Origin of the sequence: Inquilinus sp. CA228 (assembly GCF_052078665.1) — a bacterium.
In the GTDB taxonomy this organism is placed as follows: domain Bacteria; phylum Pseudomonadota; class Alphaproteobacteria; order DSM-16000; family Inquilinaceae; genus Inquilinus.
The window spans coordinates 1-26858 of sequence record NZ_JBQJIK010000096.1 but is presented as its reverse complement, the minus strand read 5'-3'; the positions used below and the strand labels follow the sequence as shown (position 1 = coordinate 26858).

22 protein-coding genes are annotated in these 26858 nt (G+C 67.8%); 8 read left to right on the top strand and 14 right to left on the bottom strand.

Translation table 11 applies throughout. From position 1 onward, the window contains the following. Positions 1-27 precede the first annotated feature (27 nt). The gene (gene dusB / locus ACTOWL_RS33255; protein WP_441325588.1) at positions 28-1044 is read right to left on the bottom strand and encodes a tRNA dihydrouridine synthase DusB; all 1017 of its coding nucleotides are present in this window, start codon (positions 1042-1044) and stop codon (positions 28-30) included. Positions 1045-1172: 128 nt separating this feature from the next. On the opposite strand from dusB, the gene ACTOWL_RS33250 reads away from it, so the two are divergent. Next, positions 1173-1535: a YciI family protein gene (locus ACTOWL_RS33250; protein WP_441325587.1), complete on the top strand. Its 363-nt coding sequence runs from the start codon at positions 1173-1175 to the stop codon at positions 1533-1535. Positions 1536-1549: 14 nt separating this feature from the next. After that, positions 1550-2776: an RNA polymerase sigma factor gene (locus ACTOWL_RS33245; protein WP_441325586.1), complete on the top strand. Its 1227-nt coding sequence runs from the start codon at positions 1550-1552 to the stop codon at positions 2774-2776. Between the two features lie 126 nt (positions 2777-2902). Here the strand turns inward: ACTOWL_RS33245 and ACTOWL_RS33240 are convergent, their stop codons facing one another. From ACTOWL_RS33240 to ACTOWL_RS33230, 3 genes are all read right to left on the bottom strand, one after another. Beyond that, on the bottom strand, positions 2903-5746 hold the full coding sequence (locus ACTOWL_RS33240; RefSeq protein WP_441325585.1) for an endonuclease/exonuclease/phosphatase family protein: 2844 nt from the start codon (positions 5744-5746) through the stop codon (positions 2903-2905). Positions 5747-6070: 324 nt separating this feature from the next. Then, on the bottom strand, positions 6071-7099 hold the full coding sequence (locus ACTOWL_RS33235) for a BMP family lipoprotein (RefSeq protein WP_441325584.1): 1029 nt from the start codon (positions 7097-7099) through the stop codon (positions 6071-6073). Between the two features lie 155 nt (positions 7100-7254). Then, positions 7255-8028: a LamB/YcsF family protein gene (locus tag ACTOWL_RS33230; protein WP_441325583.1), complete on the bottom strand. Its 774-nt coding sequence runs from the start codon at positions 8026-8028 to the stop codon at positions 7255-7257. Between the two features lie 131 nt (positions 8029-8159). Here ACTOWL_RS33230 and ACTOWL_RS33225 point away from each other — a divergent pair, with 131 nt between their 5' ends. Next, complete coding sequence (locus ACTOWL_RS33225) at positions 8160-9941, top strand: B12-binding domain-containing radical SAM protein (protein WP_441325582.1); 1782 nt, start codon at positions 8160-8162, stop codon at positions 9939-9941. 81 nt (positions 9942-10022) lie between these two features. Here the strand turns inward: ACTOWL_RS33225 and ACTOWL_RS33220 are convergent, their stop codons facing one another. The 7 genes from ACTOWL_RS33220 to ACTOWL_RS33190 all read right to left on the bottom strand — a co-directional run bounded on the left by ACTOWL_RS33220 (position 10023) and on the right by ACTOWL_RS33190 (position 19849). Next, entirely contained in the window at positions 10023-11168 is a 1146-nt protein-coding gene (locus ACTOWL_RS33220) for an IS4 family transposase (protein WP_441325581.1), read from the bottom strand. Between the two features lie 204 nt (positions 11169-11372). After that, positions 11373-13019 (bottom strand): ABC transporter ATP-binding protein, encoded by a 1647-nt coding sequence (locus tag ACTOWL_RS33215; RefSeq protein ID WP_441325580.1) that lies wholly within the window; start codon positions 13017-13019, stop codon positions 11373-11375. Further along, entirely contained in the window at positions 13016-14155 is a 1140-nt protein-coding gene (locus ACTOWL_RS33210; RefSeq protein ID WP_441325579.1) for an ABC transporter permease, read from the bottom strand. Before ACTOWL_RS33210 ends, ACTOWL_RS33215 begins: the two co-directional genes overlap by 4 nt. Then, complete coding sequence (locus tag ACTOWL_RS33205; RefSeq protein ID WP_441325578.1) at positions 14148-15260, bottom strand: microcin C ABC transporter permease YejB; 1113 nt, start codon at positions 15258-15260, stop codon at positions 14148-14150. The genes ACTOWL_RS33210 and ACTOWL_RS33205 overlap by 8 nt, the downstream gene beginning before the upstream one ends. Before the next feature lie 53 nt (positions 15261-15313). Continuing rightward, positions 15314-17182 carry an extracellular solute-binding protein gene (locus tag ACTOWL_RS33200; RefSeq protein ID WP_441325577.1) on the bottom strand — a complete coding sequence of 623 codons (1869 nt, stop codon included), beginning with the start codon at positions 17180-17182 and terminating at the stop codon, positions 15314-15316. Between the two features lie 10 nt (positions 17183-17192). Continuing rightward, positions 17193-19043, bottom strand: a complete 1851-nt coding sequence (locus ACTOWL_RS33195) for an extracellular solute-binding protein (RefSeq protein ID WP_441325576.1) — start codon at positions 19041-19043, stop codon at positions 17193-17195. Between the two features lie 149 nt (positions 19044-19192). Further along, positions 19193-19849: a c-type cytochrome gene (locus ACTOWL_RS33190; protein ID WP_441325575.1), complete on the bottom strand. Its 657-nt coding sequence runs from the start codon at positions 19847-19849 to the stop codon at positions 19193-19195. A 242-nt stretch (positions 19850-20091) separates the two neighbouring features. On the opposite strand from ACTOWL_RS33190, the gene ACTOWL_RS33185 reads away from it, so the two are divergent. Continuing rightward, positions 20092-20844, top strand: a complete 753-nt coding sequence (locus ACTOWL_RS33185) for a 3-deoxy-manno-octulosonate cytidylyltransferase (protein ID WP_441325574.1) — start codon at positions 20092-20094, stop codon at positions 20842-20844. Next, the gene (locus ACTOWL_RS33180; RefSeq protein WP_441325573.1) at positions 20841-21707 is read left to right on the top strand and encodes a prephenate dehydratase; all 867 of its coding nucleotides are present in this window, start codon (positions 20841-20843) and stop codon (positions 21705-21707) included. The genes ACTOWL_RS33185 and ACTOWL_RS33180 overlap by 4 nt, the downstream gene beginning before the upstream one ends. Before the next feature lie 9 nt (positions 21708-21716). Here the strand turns inward: ACTOWL_RS33180 and ACTOWL_RS33175 are convergent, their stop codons facing one another. The 3 genes from ACTOWL_RS33175 to nudC form a co-directional block, all read right to left on the bottom strand. Further along, positions 21717-22100 (bottom strand): type II toxin-antitoxin system VapC family toxin, encoded by a 384-nt coding sequence (locus ACTOWL_RS33175; RefSeq protein WP_441325572.1) that lies wholly within the window; start codon positions 22098-22100, stop codon positions 21717-21719. A 2-nt stretch (positions 22101-22102) separates the two neighbouring features. Further along, positions 22103-22360: a type II toxin-antitoxin system Phd/YefM family antitoxin gene (locus ACTOWL_RS33170; protein WP_441325571.1), complete on the bottom strand. Its 258-nt coding sequence runs from the start codon at positions 22358-22360 to the stop codon at positions 22103-22105. 312 nt (positions 22361-22672) lie between these two features. Further along, the gene (gene nudC, locus ACTOWL_RS33165; RefSeq protein WP_441325570.1) at positions 22673-23587 is read right to left on the bottom strand and encodes an NAD(+) diphosphatase; all 915 of its coding nucleotides are present in this window, start codon (positions 23585-23587) and stop codon (positions 22673-22675) included. A gap of 142 nt (positions 23588-23729) precedes the next feature. Between nudC and ACTOWL_RS33160 the strand changes: the two genes are divergently transcribed. The 3 genes from ACTOWL_RS33160 to ACTOWL_RS33150 are packed head-to-tail and all read left to right on the top strand — an operon-like array spanning position 23730 to position 26731. Next, positions 23730-24713 carry a tripartite tricarboxylate transporter substrate binding protein BugD gene (locus ACTOWL_RS33160; protein WP_441325569.1) on the top strand — a complete coding sequence of 328 codons (984 nt, stop codon included), beginning with the start codon at positions 23730-23732 and terminating at the stop codon, positions 24711-24713. Between the two features lie 40 nt (positions 24714-24753). Next, complete coding sequence (locus ACTOWL_RS33155; RefSeq protein WP_441325568.1) at positions 24754-25215, top strand: tripartite tricarboxylate transporter TctB family protein; 462 nt, start codon at positions 24754-24756, stop codon at positions 25213-25215. Between the two features lie 7 nt (positions 25216-25222). Then, positions 25223-26731: a tripartite tricarboxylate transporter permease gene (locus ACTOWL_RS33150; RefSeq protein ID WP_441325567.1), complete on the top strand. Its 1509-nt coding sequence runs from the start codon at positions 25223-25225 to the stop codon at positions 26729-26731. Positions 26732-26858: the final 127 nt, after the last annotated feature.

Sequence of the window (26858 nt, the reverse complement as noted above, 5' to 3'; positions counted from 1 at the left end):
CGAAGGTCCCGCGACGGATTGCTGGCGTCAGGCGGCCAGTCGCTGCGCCCGGCCGGTCCAGAGCGCGGCCAGGCCGGCTTCGACCTCGGTCGGGGAGTCGGTCTGGCACAACACCCGGCGGGCCGCGCGCCGGTCCTCGGCGGCGGCCGGCCAGGGCGCGGCCTCGATATAGGCGGCGAGATGCTTGCGGAACACGCGCAGCCCGTGGTGATCGCCGTAGAAGGCCAGCGTCTCGCCGAAATGCTGCAGGGCGATGGCCAGCCGGTCCGTGCCGTCCGGCCCGGCAGTGCCATCGGCATCCGGCCGATCGAGCGCCGCCTCGATCGCCGCCGCGATCCAGGGCTTGCCGGTGACGCCGCGCCCGACCATCATCCCATCGGCGCCGGATTGCTCCAGGGCCTTCCGCGCGCCGGCGCCGTCGACGATGTCGCCGTTGACGATGACCGGGACGTCGACGGCGTCCTTCACCGCGCGCACCGCGCTCCAGTCGGCCGTGCCCTTGTAGAACTGGCAACGGGTGCGGCCATGCACCGTCACCGCCCGGGCGCCCGCGGCGACGCAGCGGCGGGCGAAGTCCGGCGCGTTGCGGCTGAGATCGTCCCAGCCCAGCCGGATCTTGACCGTGACCGGCACGTCGACCGCATCGGCCGCGGCCGCCATCAGCCGCTCGGCCCGGTCCGGGTCGCGCATCATGGCGGAGCCGGACTGCACGCCGGTGACCTCGCGCGCCGGGCAGCCGAAATTCAGGTCGATGATCTGCGCCCCGGCCGCCGCGGCCAGGCGGGCGCCCTCGGCCACCGCCGCGAGGTCGTGGCCGATCAGCTGCACCACCATCAACGGCAGGCCGTCGCCGACCGCGGCGCGGCGCAGCACGTCGGGCCGGCCGCGGGCGAATTCGGCGCAGGCCACCATCTCGGTCGAGACATAGGCCGCGCCCAGCCGCGACGCGGCGCGACGGAACGGCAGGTCGGACACCCCGGTCATCGGGGCGATCCAGACCCGTCCGGGAACCGCGACGGAACCGATGGTCAGGGCTTCGGGCATGGGCTCAACATCTCGACTGCGGCCTTATCTAGGCGCGCGATGCCGCGGCGTAAACCGAAAGCCTGTCGATTCCGCGCTTCCCGGAACGACAAGCCAGCATCCACACTCGCAGCCGGGAGGACCCCGCGATGAAGTATCTGTGCCTGGTCTATATGGAGCAGCGGACCCTGGACGCGATGTCGCCCGACGAGTTCACGGCGCTGGTCCGCGAATCTCAGGCCCATGACGAGGATCTGAGCCGCCGCGGCCATTTCGTCGCCGCCCAGGCGCTGCAGCCGACCAGCGCCGCCACCACGCTGCGGGTGCGCGGCGGCCGTCTCTCGACCACCGACGGCCCCTTCGCCGAGACCAAGGAGCATCTCGCCGGCTTCATCATGATCGAGGCGCGCGACCTGAACCAGGCGCTGCAGCTCGCCGCCGGCATCCCGATGGTGCGGATGGGCAGTATCGAGGTCCGGCCGGTCATGGAGCACGGCTGCGGCGGCTCATGACCGCGGATTCGGCGATGCAGCGGACGATCGAGGCCGTGTATCGGGCGGAGTCGCGCCGGGTGCTGGCCACGCTGATCCGCCTGCTCGGCGACTTCACCTTGGCCGAGGAGGCGGTGCACGACGCCTTCCGGGCGGCGGCGGAGCAGTGGCCGCGCGACGGCGTGCCGGCCCATCCCCGGGCCTGGCTGGTCTCCTCCGGCCGGTTCAAGGCGATCGACGGGCTGCGCCGCCGCACCCGCCTGGACGCGGCCCGGGCCGAGCTGGCGAAGCATCTCGAGGAGGCGGAGGACCCCCACGGACAAGACGCCGAGGAGATCGAGGACGACCGGCTGCGGCTGATCTTCACCTGCTGCCATCCGGCCTTGGCGCCGGAGGCGCAGCTGGCGCTGACCCTGCGCGAGATGTGCGGCCTGACCACGGAGGAGATCGCCCACGCCTTCCTGGCCGCGCCGACCACGGTGGCGCAGCGCATCGTCCGGGCCAAGGCGAAGATCCGCGACGCCGGCATCCCCTACCAGGTGCCGCCGCGGGCCGAGCTGGCGGACCGGCTGGAGAGCGTGCTGCAGGTGATCTACCTGGTGTTCAACGAGGGCTATCTGGCCTCCTCCGGCGCCGACCTGACCCGGCCGGACCTGTCGGGCGAGGCGATCCGCCTGGGCCGGCTGCTGGTCGAGCTGCTGCCGGAGCCGGAGGCGATCGGCCTGCTGGCCCTGATGCTGCTGCAGGAATCCCGCCGCGCCGCCCGCAGCTCCCCGGCCGGCGACCTGGTGCTGCTGGCCGACCAGGACCGCAGCCTGTGGCACCGCGGCCAGATTGCGGAGGGCACGGCGCTGGTGCGGCGGGCTCTGGCGGGCCCGGAGGTCGGCGGCTATGCGCTGCAGGCGGCGATCGCGGCGGTGCATTCGGCGGCGCCGGACCCTGCCGCGACCGACTGGGCCGAGATTGTCGGCCTGTACGACCTGTTGGCTCAGGCCGACCCGTCGCCGGTGGTGGCGCTGAACCGGGCGGTGGCGGTGGCGATGCGCGACGGTCCGGCGGCGGGGCTGGCCCTGATCGACGCGATTTTGGCGCATGGCCATCTCGGCGGCTACCGCCTGGCCCACGCCGCCCGCGCCGACCTGCTGCGCCGGCTGGGCCGGACGGAAGACGCCCGCGCCGCCTATGAGCGGGCTCTCGGACTGACGCAGCAGGAGTCGGAGCGGAGGTTTCTGCAGCGGCGGTTAGAGGAGCTGGGAACGTAGGTTGGGTTCGCCTTGGCGAACCCAACACTGTTTAGGAGGGGCCGTTGTTGGGTTCGCTGCCGCGAACCCAACCTACGACACGGGGATTTTCAATCCCCTGCTCGGCGACCGAACGACCCTACCGCCTCACACCATCCAATCCGCGTGCTCGATCTGGTCCGGGCGGATTCCGAGCAGGGTGACGCGGGTGCCGTCGTCGAACTCGACCACCGTGCTCAGCAGCCCGCCCCGGACCGTGAAATCGACTCCGTCGGCGATGGCCAGCTTGTCCTGCCGAACATCGAAGTCGGTGATCACGTCGCGGCCGTCGCCATGGCCGAAGGCGAAGATGTCGGCGCCGCGGCCCCCGATCAGCAGGTCGTTCCCGCCGCTGCCGGCGATGCGGTCGTTGCCGGCGCCGCCATAGAGCGTGTTGTTGCCCGAATTGCCGATGATCTGGGTGTCGGTGTTGCCGGCCCAGACGATCAGGTCGCGGTCGCCCTGCAGCACGATGCGCTCGACCGCATCATTCGCCTTGACGTTGACCGTGGCGCGGACCTCGTCGAAATCCTCGGTGCCCTTCACGATAGCGAAGTTGAAGAAGAAGGTCGGCTTGTCGGCGGTGATGATGTTCGGGTTCTCCGGCGTGCCCGGGGCCGGGATGTGCAGCCGCGCCACCGACGGGTCGTGGTCGCTGACCTGGTCGGCGAAGCCGGCATTGGTGTGGACGATGTCGAACTCCAGCCCGGACCGGTACACGCCGTCGGTCGCCAGCATGTGGTCGAGCTCCTGGCTCGCCCCCTCGAACACGTAGCTCCAGCGCTCCTGCGGCGACAGCAGCTCGTCGGCCAGGTCCTTCAGCACGTGGCTGCCGTCGGTGTCGCCGCGCAGCACCTTCAGCGGGTCGTTCCAGGAGAACTCGTTGAGGTCGCCGACCACCATCACCTTGGCGTCGGAATCGGACGCCAGCCGGCCGTCGACATAGGCGTTGACGATCGCCGCCTGGGCCTCGCGCTGGTCCTCGCCGCGGTTCAGCGGCGGGAAGTCCTCGCCATAGGTCGGCGAGCTGCCGCTCTTCGAGGTGAAGTGGTTGTTCACCAGCGTCACCGTCTCGCCGTTGAAGACGAAATCGGCGGCCAGCGGCAGGCGGCTGGCGGCGAAGGCGTCGCCGTCCGACAGGTCGGGGTCGGTCAGCGCCTTGACCGAGCCCTCGACCAGCTCGACCCGGTCCGGATTGTACAGGTAGCCGACCCGGATGTTGCCGCCGGGCTGGCCGCCCGAGGTGCCGGCCGCAGGCGCGACATCGACATATTCGTAGCGCGGCCCGCCATTCGCGACGATCGACTCGATCAGCACCCGCGCGGTCTCGGCGGCCGAGGTCACGCCGGTGATCTCGGCGCCGTCGCTGTCCTGCACCTCCTGCAGCGCGACGATGTCGGGCGAGCCCATGTTCGAGACGATCTGCTGGGCCAGCCGGTCGAACTTGCCGCTGCCGACATCGTCGTCGACGTTGTTCGGGTTCCTGTCCTGGACCAGGTTGATGTCCTCGACCTTGGGATCGAGGTTCTCGAGATTGATCGAGCCGACGGTCAGGTGGTCGCGGTCGCCGGCCAGCGCCGTTGTCTCCGGCGCCAGCGTGCCCGGGGACTCGACCGTGACCGGGTTGACGGCCTGGACCTCGTACCAGCCGAAATTGTAGCTGACCACGCCCTGGACGTTGCCCAGCTTGGCGCCGACATTGACGTCCGGCATGCCGCTGCCGCCCAGCAGGTCGTCGTCGATCTGAATCCGCTCCGGCTGCTGGTCGGTCTCGGAGAGCAGCAGGCCGCCGGCGCCGCTGCGGGTGCCGGTGGCGTGGTCGCCGTTGTCGGCCAGGACATAGGCCTCGCCGAAGCCGTTGGTCGGGCCGACCACCACCGGGGCGGGCACGTCGACCAGCATGCCTTCCAGGCTCTCCCAGTAGTCGACGCCGTCATGCGCGGGGTCGAAGACGGTGCGGCCGTCGTCGTCGATCGTCTCGGTCGGCGGGGCGTAGCCGCCGGCGCCGATGCTGACCGCGACCGGCACGGTCTGCTGCACCGCCGAGACCTCGACGCTGGCGCCGGTGATCTCGGTGATGGTCAGGTTGTGGGACGAGGCGCCGCCGGGCTGGAATTCGGTGACCGAGCCGGTGACGTCGAGGGTGACGCCGAGTTGCACCTCGGCCGGCACGGCGCCGGTGCCGGTGAACACGAACACTGCGTCCGAGGTCGCGGTGTTGCCGTCGCCCTGGGCGTCCTGGATGTAGAAGCCGTTGCTGGCGATGGCGGTGACCACGCCCTGGGTCGCCACCCGGTCGCCCGCGAATTCGGAGCGGTGGCCGGCGCCCTGGATCTCGTAGATCGCGTGGAACTCCGGCTCGGCGACGGGCACCGGGGCGTTCTCGGCGCCCGGGGTGTTCAGCGCCTCGCCGGGGGCCGGGGTGCCGGCCTGGCCCGGCAGGCCGGCCAGGTCGAAATCGTTGCGGGTCCAGTCCGCCGGGCTGCCGGTGTCGATGCCGTCCGGCAGTCGCGAGGCGCCGCCGACGGTGATGCCGCCGCCGTCGAAATTCGGGGTCAGCACGGTGGTGCTGTAGAAGCGGTCGCCGCTGCCGCCGTCGTCGATCGCGACGCCGTCGCCGATCCGGCCCCAGGGCGTGGCGTCGAGCACGCCGTCATCGTTGGTGTCGAGGTCCTGGCCGGTGCTGCCGCTGTAGTTCTCGACCAGCAGCAGGGTGCCGCTGCCGTTCTGCAGCAGGTTCGACTGGAAGCCGCTGCTCCAGTACCCGTCGGCATCGGTGCTGCCGATGTCGGTGGCGGAGATGATGCGGCCGGTGCCGCCGGCATCGCCCTCGATCTGCACCAGGGTCCAGCCGCTGTAGTCGGCCAGGGCGTCGCCCCTGATCTCGAAATATTCCGAGCTGTCGGTGCCGACATGGTTGGCGACGAACTCGTTGAGCAACGGATCGGCCATGACGAAGTCCCCCTTCTTCATCGGGCAAGGGCCGAATCCCCTGCCGCTCTCGAAATACCTGTAAGGGGCTTCGGTTGCATTCGCGTGACTCGGGGAGGTCATGGAGAGATGGAAAACCGCTGCCCGAGCAGAAAAGACAGCCATAAGGCGATTTTCCAGCGGTGCCACAACTTTCTGACGTCATGCCCGGGCTTGACCCGGCATCCAGGAATTGTCGAGATTCTCTGGACTGCCGGGTCAAGCCCGGCAATGACAGTAAAATTTTAGATCAATTCGATGATTTTGTCGCCTGAAACGGACTGCGCCGGGACCGGTCGGAACCCGTCAGTGCGCCGTCGGGTCGGGCACCGTGATGCTGCCGTCGGCGATGGCGCGGCGGGCGGTCTCGACCGCTTCCTCCATCTCCGGGGTGACCAGCGGCCGGTTGTTCTGGTCGATCGCCCAGCCGACCGCGTGCTCGCGCACCCCGAGCGTGACCACGCCGGCGGACCAGGTGCCCGCCCGCATGTCGTCCAGCGAGCGCAGCACGGCGATGTCGACCCGCTTCAGCATCGAGGTCAGGATGGTGCCGGGAACCACGCCGTTCTGGTTGCCGTCGACGCCGATCGCCAGCTTCTCCGCCTCCCGCGCCGCCTGGAACACGCCGAGATTGGCCTCGCCGGCGACGGCGAAGAGGACGTCGGCGCCGCGCCCGATCAGGCCGTGCGCGACCTGGGCCGCCCGGTCCCGGTCGCGGAAGGCGGCGGTGTCGGTGCCGACATAGTCGACCAGGGTGGCGACCTCGGGCCGCGTCGCCCGGGCGCCGGCGGCGTAGCCGGAGGCGAATTTCTGCATCAGCGGGATGTCGACGGCGCCGACGAAGCCGATCGTGCCGGATTTCGAGGCCAGCGCCGCCAGCACGCCGACCAGATAGGCGCCCTCCTGCTCGCGGAACACGATCGAGCGGATGTTCGGCCCCTCGGCGACGCCGTCGACCAGGACGAAGCGGACGTCCTGATGGGCGGCGGCACACAGCTTCACCGCATCGGCATAGTAGAAGCCGACGGCGATGATCAGGTTGGCGCCCTGCCGCACCATGCCGTCCACCGCCGCGGCGAAGTCATCGGTCTTCTGCAGCTCGGCCTCGAGATAGGCCTCGCCGGTCTCGTTGCGGAAAAACTCCAGCGCGTGCATCGCGCCCTCGTTGAAGCCGCCGTCGCGCTTGTCGCCCAGCGCGTAGACGACGCCGGGCCTGACCAGCACCTCGTCGTCGACGCCGCGTGTCGCCCCGTCGGGATCGGCGGCAGCCATCACGGACAGGCCGACCACGGCCAGGCTGATGCCGGCGAGAAGGCGGCGGCGGTCGAGAATCATTGTTTCCGTCTCCGGACGGCAGGGGCGGCGTGGGTCCTGCTGACCCGTGGCCCCGGAGATGGACGTGTTAAGGTTCCGTTACAAGAGCGCGTTCCGCAGCGCTCGTCTGTCATGCTTTCGCGGCGAATTCCCGGCGATTCCACGAGATTGCCGGATCAGGCCGGGCGGTCCTTCAGCGCCACCAGGCGGATGCCGGCCTGTTCCAGCCGCTCGCGGATGCGGCGGGCGATGCCGACCGCGCCCGGCGTGTCGCCATGGACGCAGACGGTGTCGACCGGCACCGGGATGCGCTTGCCGCTGCGGCTGGTGACCGCCTGCTCCTGGACCATGCGCAGCACCCGCTCGGCCGCGGCCTCGGGGTCGTGGATCACCGATCCGGCGATCTTGCGCGAGGTCAGGGTGGCGTCGTCCTCATAGGTGCGGTCGGCGAAGACCTCGCGCACCACCGGCAGGCCCAGCTCCACCGCCGCGCGCTCCAGCGCCGTGCCGGGCAGGACCATATAGGCCAGGGTCGGATCGACCGACTGGATGGCCCGGCCGATCGCCAGCGCCACCGCATCCTCGATCATCGCCACATTGCTCAGCGCGCCATGCGCCTTGACATGGGTGACGCGGTGGCCGACCGCCTTGGCCATGCCCTGGATGGCGCCGATCTGGTAGACCACCTGGGCCTCCAACTCCTCCGGCGTCTCGCCCTTGATCACCCGGCGGCCGAAGCCCCAGAGGTCGAGGAAGCCGGGATGGGCGCCGACGCCGATGCCGCGGTCGCGCGCCAGCGCCAGGGTCCGCCGCATCACGATCGGGTCGCCGGCATGGAAGCCGCAGGCGACATTGGCCGAGGTGACGATCTCCAGCATCGCCGAATCGTCGCCCATCTCCCAGGCGCCGAAGCCTTCGCCCATGTCGCAGTTCAGATCGACGCTCGCCATGATGTCTTCCCCGGACCGGCCCGTGCCTTGACGACTCCTGTATGAACCTCGCCGCCGGCTGCCGCAATCGTCGCCCCGCGGCTGGCATTCGTGCTATTCAGGCGTCAACAGGACCCAACAGGGGACGCCATATGGCGGTGGGGACGAACGGGCGGCGGGTGTTCGAGCTCGTCTTGATCAAGCCGTCGCATTACGACGACGACGGCTATGTCATCCAATGGCTGCGGTCGGCGATTCCGTCGAACACGCTGGCGGTGCTGTACGGCCTCGCCCGCGACTGTTCCGAGCGCCTGATCCTCGGCCCGGATGTCGACATCGCCATCACCGCGATCGACGAGACCAACACCCGGGTCCGCCCGGACGCGATCATCCGCCGGATTCGGCGCTCGGGATCGGGGATGGTGGCGCTGGTCGGGGTGCAGTCGAACCAGTTCCCGCGGGCGGTCGACCTCGCCCGGCCGCTGCGGGCGGCGGGGATCCAGGTCGGCATCGGCGGCTTCCACGTCTCCGGCACCATCGCCATGCTGCCCGGCCTGCAGCCCGAGGTGGCGGCGGCGCAGGCGCTGGGCATCTCGCTGTTCGCCGGCGAGGCCGAGGGACGGCTCGACGAGGTGCTGGTCGACGCTTTCGCCAACCGGCTCAAGCCGCTCTACAACTTCATGGACGATTTGCCGAACATCGAAGGCGTCCCGATGCCGGTGCTGCCGATCGCGCGGGTGCGCCGCACCGCCGGCCAGCACACCAGCTTCGACGCCGGCCGCGGCTGCCCGTTCCAGTGCTCGTTCTGCACCATCATCAACGTCCAGGGCCGCAAGTCGCGCCGCCGCTCGCCTGACGATGTCGAGCAGATCATCCGCGAGAATGTGAAGAGCGGCATCAGCCGCTTCTTCATCACCGACGACAACTTCGCCCGGAACAAGGACTGGGAGCCGATCTTCGACCGGCTGATCGAGCTGCGCGAGCGGGAGAAGCTGTCCTTCCGCATGATCATCCAGGTCGACACCATGTGCCACCGCATCCCGCACTTCATCGAGAAGGCGGGCCGGGCGGGGGTGACCCGGGTGTTCATCGGGCTGGAGAACATCAACCCGGACAGCCTGGTCGGCGCCAAGAAGCGGCAGAACAAGATCACCGAGTACCGCAAGATGCTGCTGGCCTGGAAGGCGGTCGGCGCCATGACCTATGCCGGCTACATCCTGGGCTTCCCGACCGACACTCCGGAGAGCATCGTCCGCGACATCGGCATCATCCAGCGCGAGCTGCCGGTCGACCTGCTGGAGTTCTTCTTCCTGACGCCGCTGCCGGGGTCGGAGGACCACAAGAACCTGTTCCACGCCGGCATCGCGATGGATCCCGACCTCAACCGTTACGACCTGAACCACGTCACCACCGGCCACGCGATGATGTCGCGCGAGGAGTGGCAGCGGGCCTACAAGCTGGCCTGGCAGACCTATTACTCGCCCGAGCATATGGAGACGGTGATGCGCCGGGCGGCGGCGACCGGGATCAGCGTCGGCAAGATCCTGTTCCTGCTGCTGTGGTTCACCACCTGCATCAATGTCGAGGGGCTGCACCCGCTGGAGGGCGGCTATCTGCGCCGCAAGGTGCGGACCGACCGCCGCCCGGGCCTGCCGCACGAGGCGGCCGTGCCGTTCTATCTCCGCTACGCCGGCGAGACCGTGGCCAAGCACTGGGCCATGGCGCGGCTGTGGTGGCGCTTCAACAAGGTCCGCCGCCGGATCAAGGCCGATCCGAACCGCAAGGCCTATCACGACCTGGCGCTGACGCCGGTGAGCGAGGAAGAGCTCGACACGCTGGAGATGTTCTCGGTGACGCAGGGCGCCCGCGCCGCCGCCGCCAGGGCGCACACCAAGCCGGCACCGCAGAAGCAGGACATCGCCGCGGCGGAGTGATCGGGTCGAGTCTGATCGAGCAGCCCTAACCTAACCCCTTCTGTCATGCCCGGGTCGAGCCCACGGGTGTCCGGTTAAGATTCAGGCCCATTGGAGCAGCAATTGGTCTGGATTGGAGACGGGGGCAGGCTCGGGCTTGAGCAGGCGGTCGATGCGCCTGCGCTGCATGAGGTTGACGCGGACCAGGCGGGCGAAGGCGAGCGGAGATTTGACCGTGCTTTGCGCCGCCTGGGCCAGTCGCAGCAGCAGGAAAGCGATCAGGGCGACGGCGATGTGGATGCGCACGGCATTCTCCGAGCGCCCGACGAAGCGGGTGATCTTGAGGGTCTGCTTGACCCAGCGGAAGAACAGTTCGATGGCCCAGCGGCGTTTGTAGAGATCGGCGATCTCCTGGGCAGTCGCATCGAGGTCGTTGGACAGGATCCGCAGCACCTTGCCGGTATCGATGCGCACGCGGATCTCGCGCACCGCATCGGCCATGGGGTTGCGGCGGCTGCCGGCCTGGCGAGCGGGAAGGAAGCCGATGCGATCGGACAGGATGGAGCCGCCTTCCGGCACCGGCAGCTCTTCGATCAGCGTGAGCTTGGTGTGGGTCTTGAAGCGGGTGACGATGCGGCAGCCCTTGGCATCGAGTTCGGCCCACCAGCGATAGTCGTAGTAGCCGAGGTCGAAGACGTAGGTGGCGCCGGCCTCGATCGGCATCGCCTGGGCGGCGGTGATGTCGTTGACCTTGGCCGGGGTGATGGAGAGATAGACCGGGCAGTCGGCGTCCGGATCGTAGATCACGTGGGCCTTCACCCCGCAGACGCCGGCACTGAAGCGGGCCCAGCCGCTCAAGGCGCTCAGCCGCAGGCTGGTCGAGTCGATGAGATAGGTGGTGCCGTCGAGCTCGCGCCGGAGCCCGCGATGCGCCTGGTCGATCAGCAGACCGAGCAGCCCGGTGAACACCTCGGGGGGCCGCAACGCGTTGGCGTCCGACAGCGTCGAGCGCGCCACCGCTCCGGCGCCCAGGTGGTAGAGCCGCGCCGCATGGCTCTGCAGCGTACCGACGATCTCGCGCAGGCCCTGTGCCCCGGACAACTGGCCGTACACCAGCGCGATCAGCTGTGTCTTGCTCGGCAAGCTCCGCACCCGAAAATCGGCGCCATGCTGCTCGACCAGCCCGTCGAAGCCGGCCCAAGGAACGTGCTTCAGAAGATCGTGGAACACGCTATTCTTGTGCTGCATGGCGTTGCCCTTTGCTGTCCCGACACGTTGCCAGACGTTCGAGACACAGCAGAATCAACGCCATGCGCCTTGTCCACAAAAACTCAACCGGACAGCCGTGGGTCAAGCCCGGGCATCCAGAGATGTCGATGCCGCTCTGGGTGGCCCTGGATTGCCGGGTCAAGCCCGGCAATGACAATGGGAGAGAAAGGGGTATCCCAGACCCTAAACCGCCACCTCGGCCGTGTCCGCCGCCTTGAGCTCCAGCGCGGCCTTGAGCAGCGCCTGGGTGTAGGGGTGCTGCGGCGCCTCGAAGATCTGCGCCGCCGAGCCGTGCTCGACCACCTTGCCGTTCTTCATCACGATCACCTCGTCCGACAGGGCGCGGACCACCTTCAGGTCGTGGCTGATGAACAGATAGGCCAGGCGGTGCTTCTCCTGCAGATCGCGCAGCAGGTCGACGATCTGGGCCTGGACCGACATGTCGAGCGCCGAGGTCGGCTCGTCCAGCACCACGAATTTCGGCTTCAGCACCATGGCCCGGGCGATGGCGACGCGCTGGCGCTGGCCGCCGGAGAATTCGTGCGGATAGCGGTGCCGGCTGGCGGGGTCCAGCCCGACCTCCTCCAGCGCCGCCACGATCATCCGCTCGCGCTCGGCCGAGGAGCCGCCGATGCGGTGCACCTGCAGCCCTTCCTCGATGATCTCGGAGATCGACATGCGCGGGCTGAGCGAGCCGTACGGGTCCTGGAAGACGATCTGCATCTCCCGCCGCAGCGGCCGCATGTCGCGGAACTGCAGGCCCTGCAGCTCCTTCTTGCCATACAGGATCGAGCCCTGGCTGGAGATCAGGCGCAGCAGGGCGAGGCCGAGCGTGGTCTTGCCCGAGCCGCTCTCGCCGACCACGCCGACCGTATGGCCCTCGCGCACGGTGACGTCGATGCCGTCCACCGCCTTGACATGGTCGACCGTGCGGCGCAGCACGCCCGCCTTGATCGGGAACCAGACCTTGATCTCGCTGGCCGAGACCACGGTGCGGGCGTCGGCCGGGGGCGGCGCCGGGTCGCCCTTGGGCTCGGAGGCGAGGAGGCGCTGGGTGTAGGGGTGCTGCGGCGCGGTGAACACCGCCTCGGTCTCGCCCGCCTCGACGATCTCACCCTTGTTCATGACGCAGACCCGGTCCGCCATCTTGCGGACCACGCCCAGGTCATGAGTGATCAAGAGCAGCGCCATGCCGAAGCGGCGCTGCAGGCTCTGCATCAGCTCCAGGATCTGGGCCTGGATGGTGACGTCCAGCGCCGTGGTAGGCTCGTCGGCGATCAGGATGTCCGGCTCGTTCGCCAGCGCCATGGCGATCATCACCCGCTGGCGCTGGCCGCCGGACAGCTCGTGCGGATAGGCGTTCAGGCGCTGCTCCGGGTTCGGCAGCCCGACCAGGAGCAGCAGCTCCAGCACCCGGGCGCGGGACTGGGCCTTGCCCATGCCCTTGTGCACCGACAGCACCTCGCCGACCTGCTTCTCGATCGTGTGCAGCGGGTTCAGCGAGGTCATCGGCTCCTGAAACACCATGGCGATCTTGTTGCCGCGGACCTCGCGGAGCACCTTCTCCGGCGCGCCGAGCAGTTCCTGGCCGCGATAGCGGATGCTGCCCTTGGGGTGCCGGGCGCTGGGATAGGGCAGCAGCTGCAGCACCGACAGGGCGGTGACCGACTTGCCCGATCCGCTCTCGCCGACCAGCGCCAGGGTCTCGCCGCGATCAAGATGCAGCGACACGCCCGTCACCGCCGGAACCGCGCCGCCGGGCACCCGGAACTCCACCGCCAGGTCGCGGATGTCGAGCAGCCTTTCGCCGGAGGTCGGGGTCTCGGTCATGGCGTCTGGGCCTTGGGATCGGTCACGGGATCGGCGGCGGGCCGCGAGGCGCCGGCCGCCAGGGTCTTGCGCGGATCGAAGGCGTCGCGCAGCGCCTCGCCCATGAAGACGAGGAGGCTGAGCAGGATGGCCAGCGAGAAGAAGGCGGTGAAGCCGAGCCACGGCGCCTGCAGATTGGCCTTGCCCTGGTTCACCAACTCGCCGAGCGAGGGTGAGCCCGCTGGCAGGCCGAAGCCGAGGAAGTCGAGGGCGGTGAGCAGGCCGATGCTGCCCGTCAGGTTGAAGGGCAGGAAGGTGATGGTCGCGACGACGGCGTTGGGCAGCACGTGCTTCCGCATGATCGTGCGGTCGGGTTGCCCCAGTGCGCGGGCGGCGCGGACATAGTCGAGGTTGCGGGCGCGCAAGAACTCTGCCCGCACCACGCCGACCAGGCTCATCCACTCGAACAGCAGGAAGATGATCAGGAGCGTCCAGAAGCCGGGAGCAAAGATCGAGGACATGATGATGAGCAGGTACAGCTGCGGCATGCCGGACCACACCTCGATGGCGCGCTGGAAGATCAGATCAATCCAGCCGCCGAAATAACCCTGCACCGCCCCAGCGGCGACGCCGATGATCGTCGAGAAGAAAGTCAGCGTGATGCCGAACAGGATGGAGAGGCGAAGGCCGTAGATCAGTCGGGCCAGCACGTCGCGGCCCTGATCGTCTGTGCCCAGCCAGTTCATTTCTGAGGGCGGGGAGGGCGCCGGCTGATCCAGGTCGTAGTTGATGGTGCGGTAGGAGAAGGGGATCAGCGGCCAGACCGCCCAGCCCTTGGCGCTGATCAGCTCGCGTACGAATGGGTCGCGGTAATCCGCCTCGGTCTCGAACTCGCCGCCGAAGGCCGTCTCGGGATAGGTGGCCAGGATCGGCACGTAATAGTGGCCGTCATATTTGACCAGCAGTGGCCGGTCGTTGGCGATGAACTCGGCGAACAGCGTCACCAGGAACACGGCCAGGAACACGTAGAGCGCGATCAGTCCGCGACGGTTGGCCCGGAAATTGGCGATGCGGCGCGCAGTGATTGGTCGGACGCGGATGCCGAGGAAGCGCGGATGGGCAAAGTCCCGGCCCGGGGACAGCGTCGCATCAGACATTGCGGGCCTCGAAGTCGATGCGCGGGTCGATCAGCGTGTAGGTCACATCCTGCACCAGCTTCATCACCAGCCCGATCAGGGTGAAGACGTAGAGCGTGGCGAATACGACCGGATAGTCACGCTGAACGATGGCCTCGAAGCCTAGAAGACCGATGCCATCAAGCGAAAAAATCACCTCGATCAGAAGCGAGCTGCTGAACAGAATGCCGATGAAGGCGCCCGGAAAACCCGCGATCACGATCAGCATGGCGTTGCGAAACACGTGGCCGTACAGGACGCGCCGCTCGGCCAGCCCCTTGGCTCGGGCGGTCAGCACGTACATCTTGCCGATCTCATCGAGGAACGAGTTCTTGGTCAGCATGGTCAGCGTGGCGAAGCCACCGATGACCATGGCGGTGGTCGGCAGCACCATGTGCCAGAGATAGTCGACGATCTGCTGCCACCAAGGGAGCGTGGCCCAGCCGTCGGACGTCAGGCCGCGCAGCGGAAACCAGGCGAAATAGCGGCCGCCGGCGAACAGGACGATCAACAGCATCCCGAAGAGGAAGCTGGGGATGGCATAGCCGATGACGACGGCGCCGGAGGTCCAGATGTCGAAGCGCGAGCCGTCACGCACCGCCTTGCGGATACCGAGAGGAATAGAGACCAGATAGACCAGCAGCGTGGTCCAGAGACCGAGCGAGATCGACACTGGCAGTTTCGAGATCACGAGGTCAACCACCCGTGCGCTCTTGAAGTAGCTGCGGCCAAAGTCGAAGTTCAGATAGTCGCGGATCATCAGGTAGAAGCGCTCGAGCGGCGGCTTGTCGAAGCCGAATTGCTTCTCGATCTCGGCGATGAACTTGGGGTCGAGGCCCTGTGCGCCGCGGTACTTGCTGGTGGCGGCGTTGCCGCCGCCCAGTTGTGAATTGTCCATCGAGCGGCCGAAGTCGTCGCCCGAACCGCTGATCCGCGCGGTTGCGTCGGTGGCGGTGCCCTGCAACTGGGCAAGCATCTGTTCCACCGGACCGCCCGGTGCGAACTGCACGATGACGAAGTTGATGACCATGATCCCGAACAGGGTCGGGATGATCAGCAGCAGGCGCCGGATGATATAGGCGAGCATCGGTCAGGCCGGTACAGGAGAGAGCGGAACGTCAACGGCGGGTTGGATCTGCCTCACCTGCGCTGCCCCCTCAGAGCCTTCGGATTCTTGCCGTCGAACCACCAAGTGCTGGGGAAGCCGACATCGTTTTTTGGCCGAGTGTCGGGATGGCCGAACATATCCCAGTAGCCGATCCGATTCACCGGGTCCTCGTACAGGCCGATCGAGAAGAATTGCCACGTGGCGTAGCGGTCGAAGGCCTTGCAGGTTGCCGCCTTCTCGTCATAGGTGTTGGCGGCAATGATCATCTCGATCAATTCGTCGATAATGGGATCCTTCACGCCCTGGGAATTTTCGTCGCCGGGCCGGTCGGCGTAGCGGGAGTTCCAGCCGCCGCGTAACGCAACCCCGGGCGGAAAGAACGGTACGAAGCGAACCGGCATCAGGTCGAATTCGAAGTTGTTCACCCGGTTTCGAAATTGCGGCACATCGAGTTGGCGCGGTGAGGGCTGGATGCCGACGCGCCGCAGATTCTCGGCGAAGGGCAGGATCGTTTTTTCGGCCTCGGGGCTGAAGTAAACGATCTCGAAGGCCATGGCCTCGCCGGCGGCGTTGACCAGCTTGCCGTTGCGGGATTCCCATCCCGCCTGTTTCAGCAGATCCAGCGCCGCGCGCATGTTGGCGCGGATATTGCCGTTGCCATCCGTCGTCGGCTGCTTGAATTCGGTGGTGAAGATCTCGTCGGCGATCTTGCCGCGGTAGTGTTCCAAGATCTCCAGTTCTCGACCTTCGGGTAGCCCGCTGAAGGAGAAGGCCGTATTCGGGAAGTAGCTGTGGATGCGGCTGTACAGCCCGTAGTAGCTGGTCTTCTGAGTCGTTTCGAAATCGTAGAGGTAGTTTAACGCTCGGCGGACCCGTACGTCGGAGAAATAGGGGCGCCGGAGGTTGAACATCATGCCATAATAGTACTGAGGAGAATCGTCGGGAATCTCCTCCAGCTTGAGAGTTCCCGCCTGCGCCGCAGTTACGGATTTGAAGCCGGTCACCCATTGCTGCGGGCGAGTAATGGTTAGGAAGTCGAATTCTCCAGACTTGAAGGCTTCGTACAGAACGTCCAAATCTGTATAATATTGATATGTAACTTCATCAAAATTGGATGACCCAACATTCTGTGGAAGATCCTTGCCCCAATAATCTTCGACACGCTGTAGCGTGATGGCGCGACCTGGGTCGACCGACTTGATCTTGTAGGCGCCACTGCCCAGCGGCAGTTCCATCGTCAGGCCACCGAAGTCGCGGCTTTCCCACCAGTGCTTGGGCAAAATCGGGAAGCTTGCCACCTGCTTGAGCAGTTGAGGGTTGTTCAGGTTCTTGGCCGTGAATCGGATCCGGCGAGCATCCAGTGCTTCGATGGCGCCCATGTCATCATAGAAGCGGGCTCGAAGTCTGAGAGCGCCTTTCTCCCGCAGCAACTGATGAGTAAAGGCAACATCCTCGGCGGTCATCGGGTGTCCGTCGTGGAACCGAGGTCCCTCGCGCATCGTGAAGACGACGGATAACTTGTCGTCGGAGACCTCGATCGACTCCGCGACATCTGCGTAGTAGGTGTCGAGCTCGTCGAGATTGGAGGTGATCAGGGCATCGTAGATGCTGTCCACGCCCGCGGCGTCCGTGCCGTCGGTGGTTAGGTTGTTCAACGTGTCGAACGTGCCGAAGGCGCCCATCACTAGCTTGCCGCCCTTGGGGGCGTCCGGGCGGACATAGTTCCAGTGCGGGAAGTCCTTCGGGTAGGCCGCCTTCAGGTCCAGCATCGGCAGGTAATAGGTCGGCGCCCCGTAACCGGGCGTGGCGGCCGTCCTCTGGGCGAAGGCCCGGGGCAGGGGGAAGGATGCTCCCGCAACCGAGAGCATCGAACCGATCGAGAATTGGCGCCGTGTGATCATGCGTCTCTCTCTATCCTCCGCCGCGCTTCAACGCCGCATCTTTCGCCGGACCGATCCACCAGGTCGAGGGAAAGCCGACGCCGTTCGGTTCGCCGAATCGGTGGGTCGGCTGCGTCTTCGGCTGGCCGAAGCGGTTCCAATAGGCCACCCAGGCGTCGCCCTTGCCCCATTGCAGGATCGCATAGCGATTCCACAACAGCACACGATCGAGCGCCCGGGTCGCAACCTGCAGCGACGACAGGTCGCGGGCGGCCACGACCTTGTCGAGCAGCGCGTCCACCACCGGGTTGCGGATGCCCATCAGGTTGGCCGAGCCCTCGATCTCCGCTTCGCCGGAGCCGAAATTATTGCGCAGCTCGCTGCCCGGCGGCGGGTAGAAGGCGAGGGCGACGGGCATCACGTCGTAATCGAAGCTCTGCTGGCGCTTCTGCATCTGCGCCGCATCCACCCGGCGCAGGGATGCCTGGATGCCGACCTGACGCAACCGTTCGATGAAGGGCTGGGTCACGCGCTCATAGATCGCCTGGTCAATCAGGATCTCGAACCGCATCGGCTCGCCGGTGGCGATGTTGGTCATCACCCCGTCGCGCTGCTCCCAACCCCCCTCTTTCAGCAGGCGCAGGGCGGTGCGGATGTTGTCGCGCATGTTGCCGCTGCCATCGGTCTTCGGCAGGGCGAAGGGGGTGTCGAACAGCGCGTCCGGCACCTGGCCGCGGAACGGCTCCAGCAGCGCCCGTTCGTCGCCCTCGGGCACGCCGGAGGAGCGGAAGCCCTCGGCGTTGAAATAGCTGGTCAGCCGGTCGTACAGGCCGGAGAACAGGGTCTTGTTGACCCATTCGAAGTCGTACAGCCAGCCCAGCGCCTCGCGGACCTTGGGGTCGGAGAAGGGGGCACGGCGCAGATTGAAGAAGTATCCCTGCATGCCGCGCGGATCCTCGCTGGCGATTTCGGCGCGGATGAGGCGGCCGTCGCGCACCGCCGGGATGTCGTAGCCGGTGGCCCAGAACAGCGAGGTGAACTCCTGCCGGAAGTCGGAGTTGCCGCCCTTGAACGCCTCGAACTCGGCGTCGCGGTCGCGGTAGTAGTCGTAGCGGATGCGGTCGACGTTCCACTGGCCGCGATTCACCGGCAGGTCGCGGCCCCAATAGTCCGGCACCCGCTCCCAGGCCAGGGTCCGGCCGGGGTCGACCGATGCGATCCGGTAAGGGCCGCTGCCGAGCGGCGGCTCGACCGTGTTCTCGCCGACATCGCGGCCGTTCGCGGTCCACCAGTGCTTCGCCAGGATCGGTAGCGAGTTCGCCACCTGGCCGACCGGCTTGCGGGTGTTGCGGCTGGCGAAGCTGAAGCGCACCCGGTGGTCGTCCAGCGCCTCGGCGCCGGTCACGTCGCGAAAGAACGACTTCAGGAACGGTTCGGCCTTGTCCCGCACCGTCTCCCAGCTCCAGACCACATCCGCGGCCGTCACCGGCACGCCGTCGTGCCAGCGCGCCTCCGGCCGCAGGGCGAAGATCGCCCAGGAGGCATCGTCCGGCACCGTCACGCTCTCCGCCAGCAGGCCGTAATAGACCCCGGTTTCGTCCTGGCTCTCGACCATCAGCGAATCGTAGAGCAGGTCCAGCGAACGCGGCGGCTCGCCGCCCAGCGGGATCCGGTTCAGCGTGTCGAAGGTGCCGACCGTGCTCAGCACCAGGCTGCCGCCCTTCGGCGCATCCGGGTCGGCATAGTCGAAATGGGTGAAGCCGGCCGGGTATTTCGGCTGGCCGAACAGGGCCAGGGCGTGGCTGGCCGTCGGTTCCTCCGCCCGGACAGCGGCCGGGGCCGCGAGGGAGAGGGCAATCAGAAGGGCGGCAATGACTCGCATGAAAGTCCCGGGCCGGTATTCCGGCGCCGCAGCGGCGCCGGCGGATAAGCGGAGTCTACGGAATCTCACGGCACGGGATAAAGCCAGACATAAACGGAAACGGGACCGCTTTTGGCGGTCCCGTGCCGGGAACTGGAAGGCTGCGGCGATCAGCCGCCGCTCTTCGGCGCCTGCTCCGACCCTCCCGCCGGGGCGGGCGCGGCACCGCCTGCCGGCGCCTCGCCACCCGCCGGGGCGGCGCCCCCGGCGGGGGCGGCATCCGGGCTCGGCAGCGGCGCGGGCGTGTCGGCGTTGGTGCGCAGCCAGGCGATCAGGTCGGCGCGGTCCTTCTCATTCTTCAGCCCGGCATAGGTCATGGTCGTGCCCGGGATGTGCGCCTTTGGACCGGCCAGGAACTCGTTCAGCTCCTCATAGGTCCAGTGCGCGCCGTCCTCGTGCTTCTTCTTGATCGCGGCCGAGTAGTTGAAGTCGTCCTTGTGGCCCATCGGCGCGTCGACCAGGTTCCACTGGTTCGGGCCGACCTTGTTGGCGCCGCCCTTCTCGAAGGTGTGGCAGGCGGTGCAGGCCTTCGACAGGGCCTGGCCCTTGGCCGGGTCGGCGGCAGCCATCAGCGGCGCGATCGGCGGAATCGACGGCCCGGCCTGCTCCGCACCGGCGGCCGGCGTGGCGGCGATGGCGCTGGTGTCGACCTTGAACGCGTTCTCATGCAGCGGCTCCGGCGAGACCAGGATATCGGCCACGATGCCGGTCGCCATTCCGATGATGCCGGCCAGCAGGACAGCAGCGAATATTTTGTTGAATTCCATGCCGGATCTCACCTCGAAGCGCGACCGCAACCTCCCCGGACGCACGACTCGATTCGACCGTGCGGGCCCGCGGGTCTTGTAGAGGCGTTGCAATCGATCTGGCAAGGGGCGATGTCCGGCTGCGACACCCTTGGCAGCGGGCGCGGCGGACGGCCGCGCGGCCCGTCTCGGCGATCCTCGGGCGATGCCGGATTCGGCCCGGTCTTGACGGCGTCGCGGCAAGGGTGGGATGACGCGGCATCATGACCTCGTCCAACCCCATCGTCGTCATTCCCGCGCGCCTGGCCGCGACCCGGCTGCCGAACAAGCCGCTGGCCGACATCCATGGCGAGCCGATGATCGTGCATGTCTGGCGCCGGTCGGTCGCGGCCGGCCTCGGCCCGGTGGTCGTGGCCTGCGGCGACCGGCCGATCGCCGACGCGATCGAGGCGGCCGGCGGCACCGCGGTGCTGACCGACCCCGACCTGCCCTCCGGCTCCGACCGCATCGCCCAGGCGCTGCACAGCATCGACCCGGACGGCCGCCACGACATCGTGGTCAACGTCCAGGGCGACCTGCCGACGCTGGACCCCGCCTTGCCGCGGGCGGCGATGGCGCTGCTGGACGACCCGGCGGTCGACATCGGCACCCTCGCGGCGGTGATCGTGCGCGACGAGGAGAAGACCAACCCCGCGATCGTCAAGGCGATCGTCGAGCGGGAGGAGGGCGCGCGGACCGGCCGGGCCTTCTACTTCACCCGCACCACGGCGCCGTCGGGCGAGGGGCCGCTGCTGCACCATATCGGCCTCTACGCCTATCGCCGCGCGGCGCTGGAGCGCTATGTGACGCTGCCGCCCTCGGCGCTGGAGCGGCGCGAGAAGCTGGAGCAGCTGCGGGCGCTGACCGCCGGGATGCGGATCGACGTCGCCATCGTCGACACCGTGCCGCTCGGCGTCGACACCCAGGACGAGCTGGAGCGCGCCCGGCGCCTGCTCGCAGAGGAAGCCACAAGATGAGCAGCGCCAAGCGGATCTCGTTCCAGGGCTGGCCCGGGGCCAATTCCGACATGGCGTCGCGCCAGGTCTTCCCGGATGCGGAGACGGTGCCGTGCCCGTCCTTCGAGGAGGCGTTGGCGGCGATCCATGACGGCCGGGCCGAGCTCGGCATGATCCCGATCGAGAACTCGATCGCCGGTCGGGTCGCCGACATGCACCACCTGTTGCCGGAATCGGGCCTGCACATCATCGGCGAGCACTTCATGCGGGTGAACCACCAGCTGGTGGCGCTGCCGGGCGCGAAGCTGTCCGATATCCGCGAGGTGCACAGCCATGTCCATGCCATCGGCCAGTGCCGGCAATGGCTGCGCGCCCGCGGCCTGAAGCCGGCGATCCACGCCGACACCGCCGGCGCCGCCAAGATGGTGGCGGAGCGCGGCGATCCCGGCATCGCCGCCATCTCCACCCGGCTGGCGGCCGAGATCTACAAGCTGCCGATCCTGGCCAACGACATCGAGGATGCGGAGCACAACACCACCCGCTTCGTCGTGCTGTCGCGCGACCCGGTGCGGCCGAAGCCGAACAACGGCCCGGTGATGACCAGCTTCGTGTTCGAGGTGCGGTCGGTTCCGGCCGCGCTGTACAAGGCGATGGGCGGCTTCGCCACCAACGGCGTCAACATCACCAAGCTCGAGAGCTACATGCTGGGCGGCCGGTTCAGCCAGACCCAGTTCCTGGCCGATGTGGAGGGCCATCCGGACGACCAGGCGCTGCGCCTGGCGCTGGAGGAGCTGCAGTTCTTCACCCGCAACTTCCACATGCTCGGCGTCTACCCGGCCCACCCCTTCCGCCGCGACCCGAGCCAGATCGCCGCGGACGAGTGAGGGCGGGCGCTACCCGTCGAAAGCGGATTTCAGGTCGGTTCGGGCGAAATCATCGCCGATGAAGAGCAGGGGGCAGGATCGGGCCTCGGCTTCCGCATAGGCAAAGCAGTCGCCGAAGTTCAGCCTGGCGGGGTGATTTCCCTTGCCCCACCGGGCATAGGCTCCCGCGACGCGACGAGCGACGGCGGGCGTCACCGGCGCAATCTCGAAGCCCATCCGGTCGATCAGCTGCTCCAAATCATCTCCGACACCGCGCTGGCCCGCGACAAGCAAGGCTTCCGCCAGGGTGCCGGCTGAAATGACCAGCTCGGACGCATTCGTCAGGATGGCCGAACAGGAATCGGCTTCAGCTTCTTCCAGCACTACGGCCAGCAGAGCCGAGGTGTCGACCACGATCACTTCGGCAGGCCAAATTCATCGTACAGGAAGTCCTGGCTGCGCGCCGCGGAGGGGCCTGGGGTGGCCTTACCGCGAACCGCCGCTCTGATCTCGGCGATAATGGCCCTGCGCTCGGCCAAGGTCGGCTTTCTGGCCTCCGGCACCAGGCGAGCCACGGGCTGACCGAACCGGGTCAGGACGACCTCCTCACCGGCCTCCGCGCGGCGCACCAGTTCGGTGAGCTGGGCCTTCGCTTCGCTGACGGAGATCTGCATGGTTCCCTCCCCATCGATCGGGCGGTGTGGACACGCTTGAAAGATGGTCTATCTGTTGGTCCAAGGCAAGCCGTAGGCGACGTCTTGCAGGGCGGCGAACTCATGTTACAGGCGACATATATGTGCTTCTACGTGGGAGTGGCGTGAAAGAAAATTGTCATCCTCGGGCTTGACCCGAGGATCCAGGGGCCGCCAGAGCGGCTCTCGGTGGCCCCTGGATTGCCCGGTCAAGCCGGGCAATGACAGAAAAGGGAAGGAACGTTCCGGTCTCTGAAACTTGGATTCGGAGCCCTGCGACAGCTTGGCCGGTGTTCACTCCTCCGCCAGCCAGTCCTCCAGCAGGCGCCGGGCGATGCTGTCGCGGCGGGGCAGGCGGAACGATTCGTCGTCGACATGGCGGCGCAGCCAGCCGCGCTCGAACCAGGCGGCCGATTCCAGCTCGTCCTGGTCGACCTGCAGCTCGGCGGTCAGGGCGCGGCCGGTGAACCCGACCATCAGCGACTGCGGGAACGGCCAGGGCTGGCTGGAGTGGTAGCGGACGTCGTCGATCCGGATGCCGGCCTCCTCCAGCACCTCGCGCTTGACCGCGTCCTCCAGGCTCTCGCCCGGCTCGAGGAACCCGGCCAGCACCGAATGCATGCCCTGCGGCCAGGCCTTCTGGCGGCCCAGCAGCACCCGGTCGCCGTCATGGATCAGCATGATCACCGCCGGGTCGGTGCGCGGGAAATGCTGGGTGCGGCACTCCGGGTCGGTGCAGTCGCGGCGGTGGCCGGCGTCGCTGCTGGCCGTGGGATGGCCGCAGACGCCGCAGAAGCGGTGGCGCGAATGCCACCAGACCATGCCGCGGGCATAGGCCAGGAGGGCGCCCTCGTCATGCGGCAGCAGCGGGCCGACGGCGCGCAGGTCGAGGAAGCTGCCGAAGCCGGCCAGCACCGGGTCCGCCGCCGGGTCGGCCAGGCCGCTGACATCGACCGCGAGATAGGTGACGTCGCCATTGATGCCCAGCATCACCGTCTCGGCCGCGGCGCTGCGCCACCACGCCTCGGTCGCCGGCACGATGGCGACATGCGGCGCCTCCGGCGGCCCGGCGATCAGGTTGCGGCCCTGCCACACCGGCAGGATCCGGGTGTGCTCGCTGATCGTGACGCGGGCGATCCACTCGGCGTCGCGGCGGAAGCGGCCGGCGCGGTCGAGCGACGGATGGACGTAGAAGTTCGGGCGCAGCATGGCGGGACACTGGCACGGCCCCGGTTTCCGCGCCAGGGGCCGGAAAAGCAACTGTGCCATCCCGCAAGGACAGGTTAGATTGCCTAAAAATGACGGCTGACGGAATCGGCCGGGATCGACGAACATGAAGGGGGTCACGTCTATGAGTTTCAGCCGCCGGATCGGCCTCGGCATCCTTGCCGCCACGGCCGTCGCCTTTGCCCTGCCGACCGCTGCCCAGGATTATCCGAACCGCGTCATCACCATGGTCGTGCCCTTCGCCGCCGGCGGGCCGACCGATACGGTGGCGCGGCTGATCGCCGAGCCGATGAGCAGGACGCTCGGCCAGCAGGTGATCGTCGAGAATGTCGGCGGCGCCGGCGGCTCCATCGGCGCCTCGCGTGTCGCCAAGGCCGACCCCGACGGCTACACCGTCCTGCTGCACCATATCGGCCAGGCCACCAGCGCCACCCTGTACCGCAACCTCGACTACAAGCCGGGCGAGGCCTTCGCCGGCATCGGCCTGGTCACCGACGTGCCGATGACCTTCGTCGCCCGCGGCGACTTCGAGGCCAAGTCGATGCAGGAGCTGGTCGAGTACGCCAAGGCCAACAAGGACACGGTGACGATCGCCAATGCCGGCGTCGGCTCGGCCTCGCATCTCTGCGGCATGCTGTTCATGGAATCGATCGGCACGCAGCTGACCACCGTCGCCTACAAGGGCACCGGCCCGGCGATGAACGACCTGCTCGGCGGCGTGTTCGACTTCATGTGCGACCAGACCACCAACACCACCAGCCAGATCAAGGGCGGCAAGATCAAGGTCTACGCCGTCACCAGCGAGAAGCGGGTGCCGTCGTTGCCCGACGTGCCGACCACCACCGAGGCCGGGCTGCCCGGCTTCAAGATCGGCATCTGGCACGGGCTCTACGCGCCGAAGGGCACGCCGCAGCCGGTGATCGACAAGCTCGAGGCGGCGCTGAAGGGCGCGCTGCAGGACTCGAACGTGATCGCCCGCTTCGCCGATCTCGGCACCGAGCCGGTGGCTCTGGACCAGGCCACCCCGGCCGCGCTCGACGCCCATCTCAAGGCCGAGATCGCCAAGTGGCAGCCGGTGATCACGGCGGCCGGCGTCTACGCCGACTGAGGTCGTGCCTCCCGTTCCAACCCTGGACTCAGGAGTCGCGATGCGCCTCTCCATCCGTCATCCCAAGGACTTCTGGTCCGGGCTGATCTTCCTGGCCCTGGCGATCGGCTTCGGCTGGATGGCCCAGGGCTATTCCATGGGCCGCGCCATCAAGATGGGCCCGGGCTATTTCCCGACCGTGCTGGCCGGGATCCTGGCCCTGATCGGGCTGATCACCCTGGTGCGCTCCTTCGTGCTGGAGGGGGAGGGCGTCGGCCAGTGGGCCTGGCGCGGCGGGGCGATCGTGCTGGCGGCGATGCTGCTGTTCGGCCTGCTGCTGCGCGGCGGCGGGCTGGTGGTCTCGGTGCTGGTGGTGGTGTTCGTCGGCGCCGCCGCCAGCGTCAAGTTCCGGCTGCCGGTCGCGGCCGCGGCGGCGGTGGTGCTCACCGCCTTCTGCGTCGGCGTCTTCGTCTGGGGGCTCGGCCTGCCGATCCCCATCTTCGGCCGCTGGTTCGGGAATTGAGGCGACCATGGATCTCCTGCAAGACCTCATCCTCGGCTTCGGCGTCGCCTTCACGCCGACCAATCTCGCCTACTGCTTCATCGGGGTGCTGCTCGGCACGCTGGTCGGGGTGCTGCCGGGCCTCGGCCCGACCGCGACCATCGCCATGCTGCTGCCGGCCACCTTCGTGCTGCCGCCGATCGCGGCCCTGATCATGCTGGCCGGCATCTATTACGGCTCGCAATATGGCGGCTCGACCACGGCGATCCTGATCAACCTGCCCGGCGAATCGGCATCGGTGGTGACAGCGATCGACGGCTACCAGATGGCCAAGCAGGGGCGGGCCGGCGCCGCCCTGGCCGCCGCCGGCATCGGCTCTTTCTTCGCAGGCACGGTGGCGACGTTCCTGATCGCGCTGTTCGCGCCGCCGCTGGCCGCCCTCGCGCTCAAATTCGGCCCGGCCGAGTACTTCTCGCTCATGATATTGGGCCTGGTCGCCTCGGTCGCCTTGGCGCACGGCTCGGTGCTGAAGGCGCTCGGCATGATCGCCGTCGGCCTCTTGCTCGGTATGGTCGGGCAGGATGTCGAGACCGGCACGCCGCGCTACACCTTCGGCATCCCGGAGCTGTCGCAGGGCATCAGCTTCGTCGCCATCTCGATGGGCCTGTTCGGCATCGCCGAGATCATCCGCAACCTCGAGGCCGAGCATCTGCGCGACGTCATGGTGCGCAAGGTCTCGGGGCTGATGCCGACGCGCGCCGACCTCCGCGCCATGGTCGCGCCGATCCTGCGCGGCACCGCGCTGGGCTCGATCCTCGGCATCCTGCCGGGCGGCGGGTCGATCCTGTCCTCCTTCGCCGCCTATTCGCTGGAGAAGAAGATCTCGCGGACGCCGGAGCGCTTCGGCAAGGGGGCGATCGAGGGCGTCGCCGGTCCGGAAGCGGCCAACAATGCCGGTGCCCAGACCTCGTTCATCCCGATGCTGACGCTCGGCATCCCGCCGACACCGGTGATGGCGCTGATGGTCGGCGCCATGATCATCAAGGGCATCCAGCCGGGCCCGCTGGTGATGACCGAGCAGCCGGACCTGTTCTGGGGCCTGATCGTCTCGATGTGGATCGGCAACTTCTTCCTGATCGTGCTGAACCTGCCGCTGATCGGCATCTGGGTCCGGCTGCTCAAGGTGCCGTACCACCTGCTGTTCCCCGCGATCCTGGCGTTCTGCTGCATCGGCGTCTACAGCCTCAACAACAACGTCTTCGACGTCTATCTGACCGTGATCTTCGGCCTGGTCGGGTACATCCTGGTCAAGCTGGAATGCGAGCCGGCGCCGCTGCTGCTCGGCTTCATCCTGGGGCCGATGATGGAGGAGAACCTGCGCCGCGCCATGCTGCTGGCGCGCGGCGACGTGACGGTGTTCGTCACCCGGCCGATCAGCGCCGTGCTGCTGGTGCTGACCATCGGGGTGCTGGCGGTGATGATCAGCCCGGCGATCCGCCGCAAGCGCGAGGAGGCGTTCCAGGAGGAGCCGAGTTAGCCTGGAAGTCTCACAAGTGAGGGGTGCATCGGGGCTTTGGATCTGAGAAAGTTGTTGTGCTGGAACAGCTTAACTCAGATTCGAGGATTGCCCCGATGCAGACAGAGTGTAGCGCGGAACTGTTCGA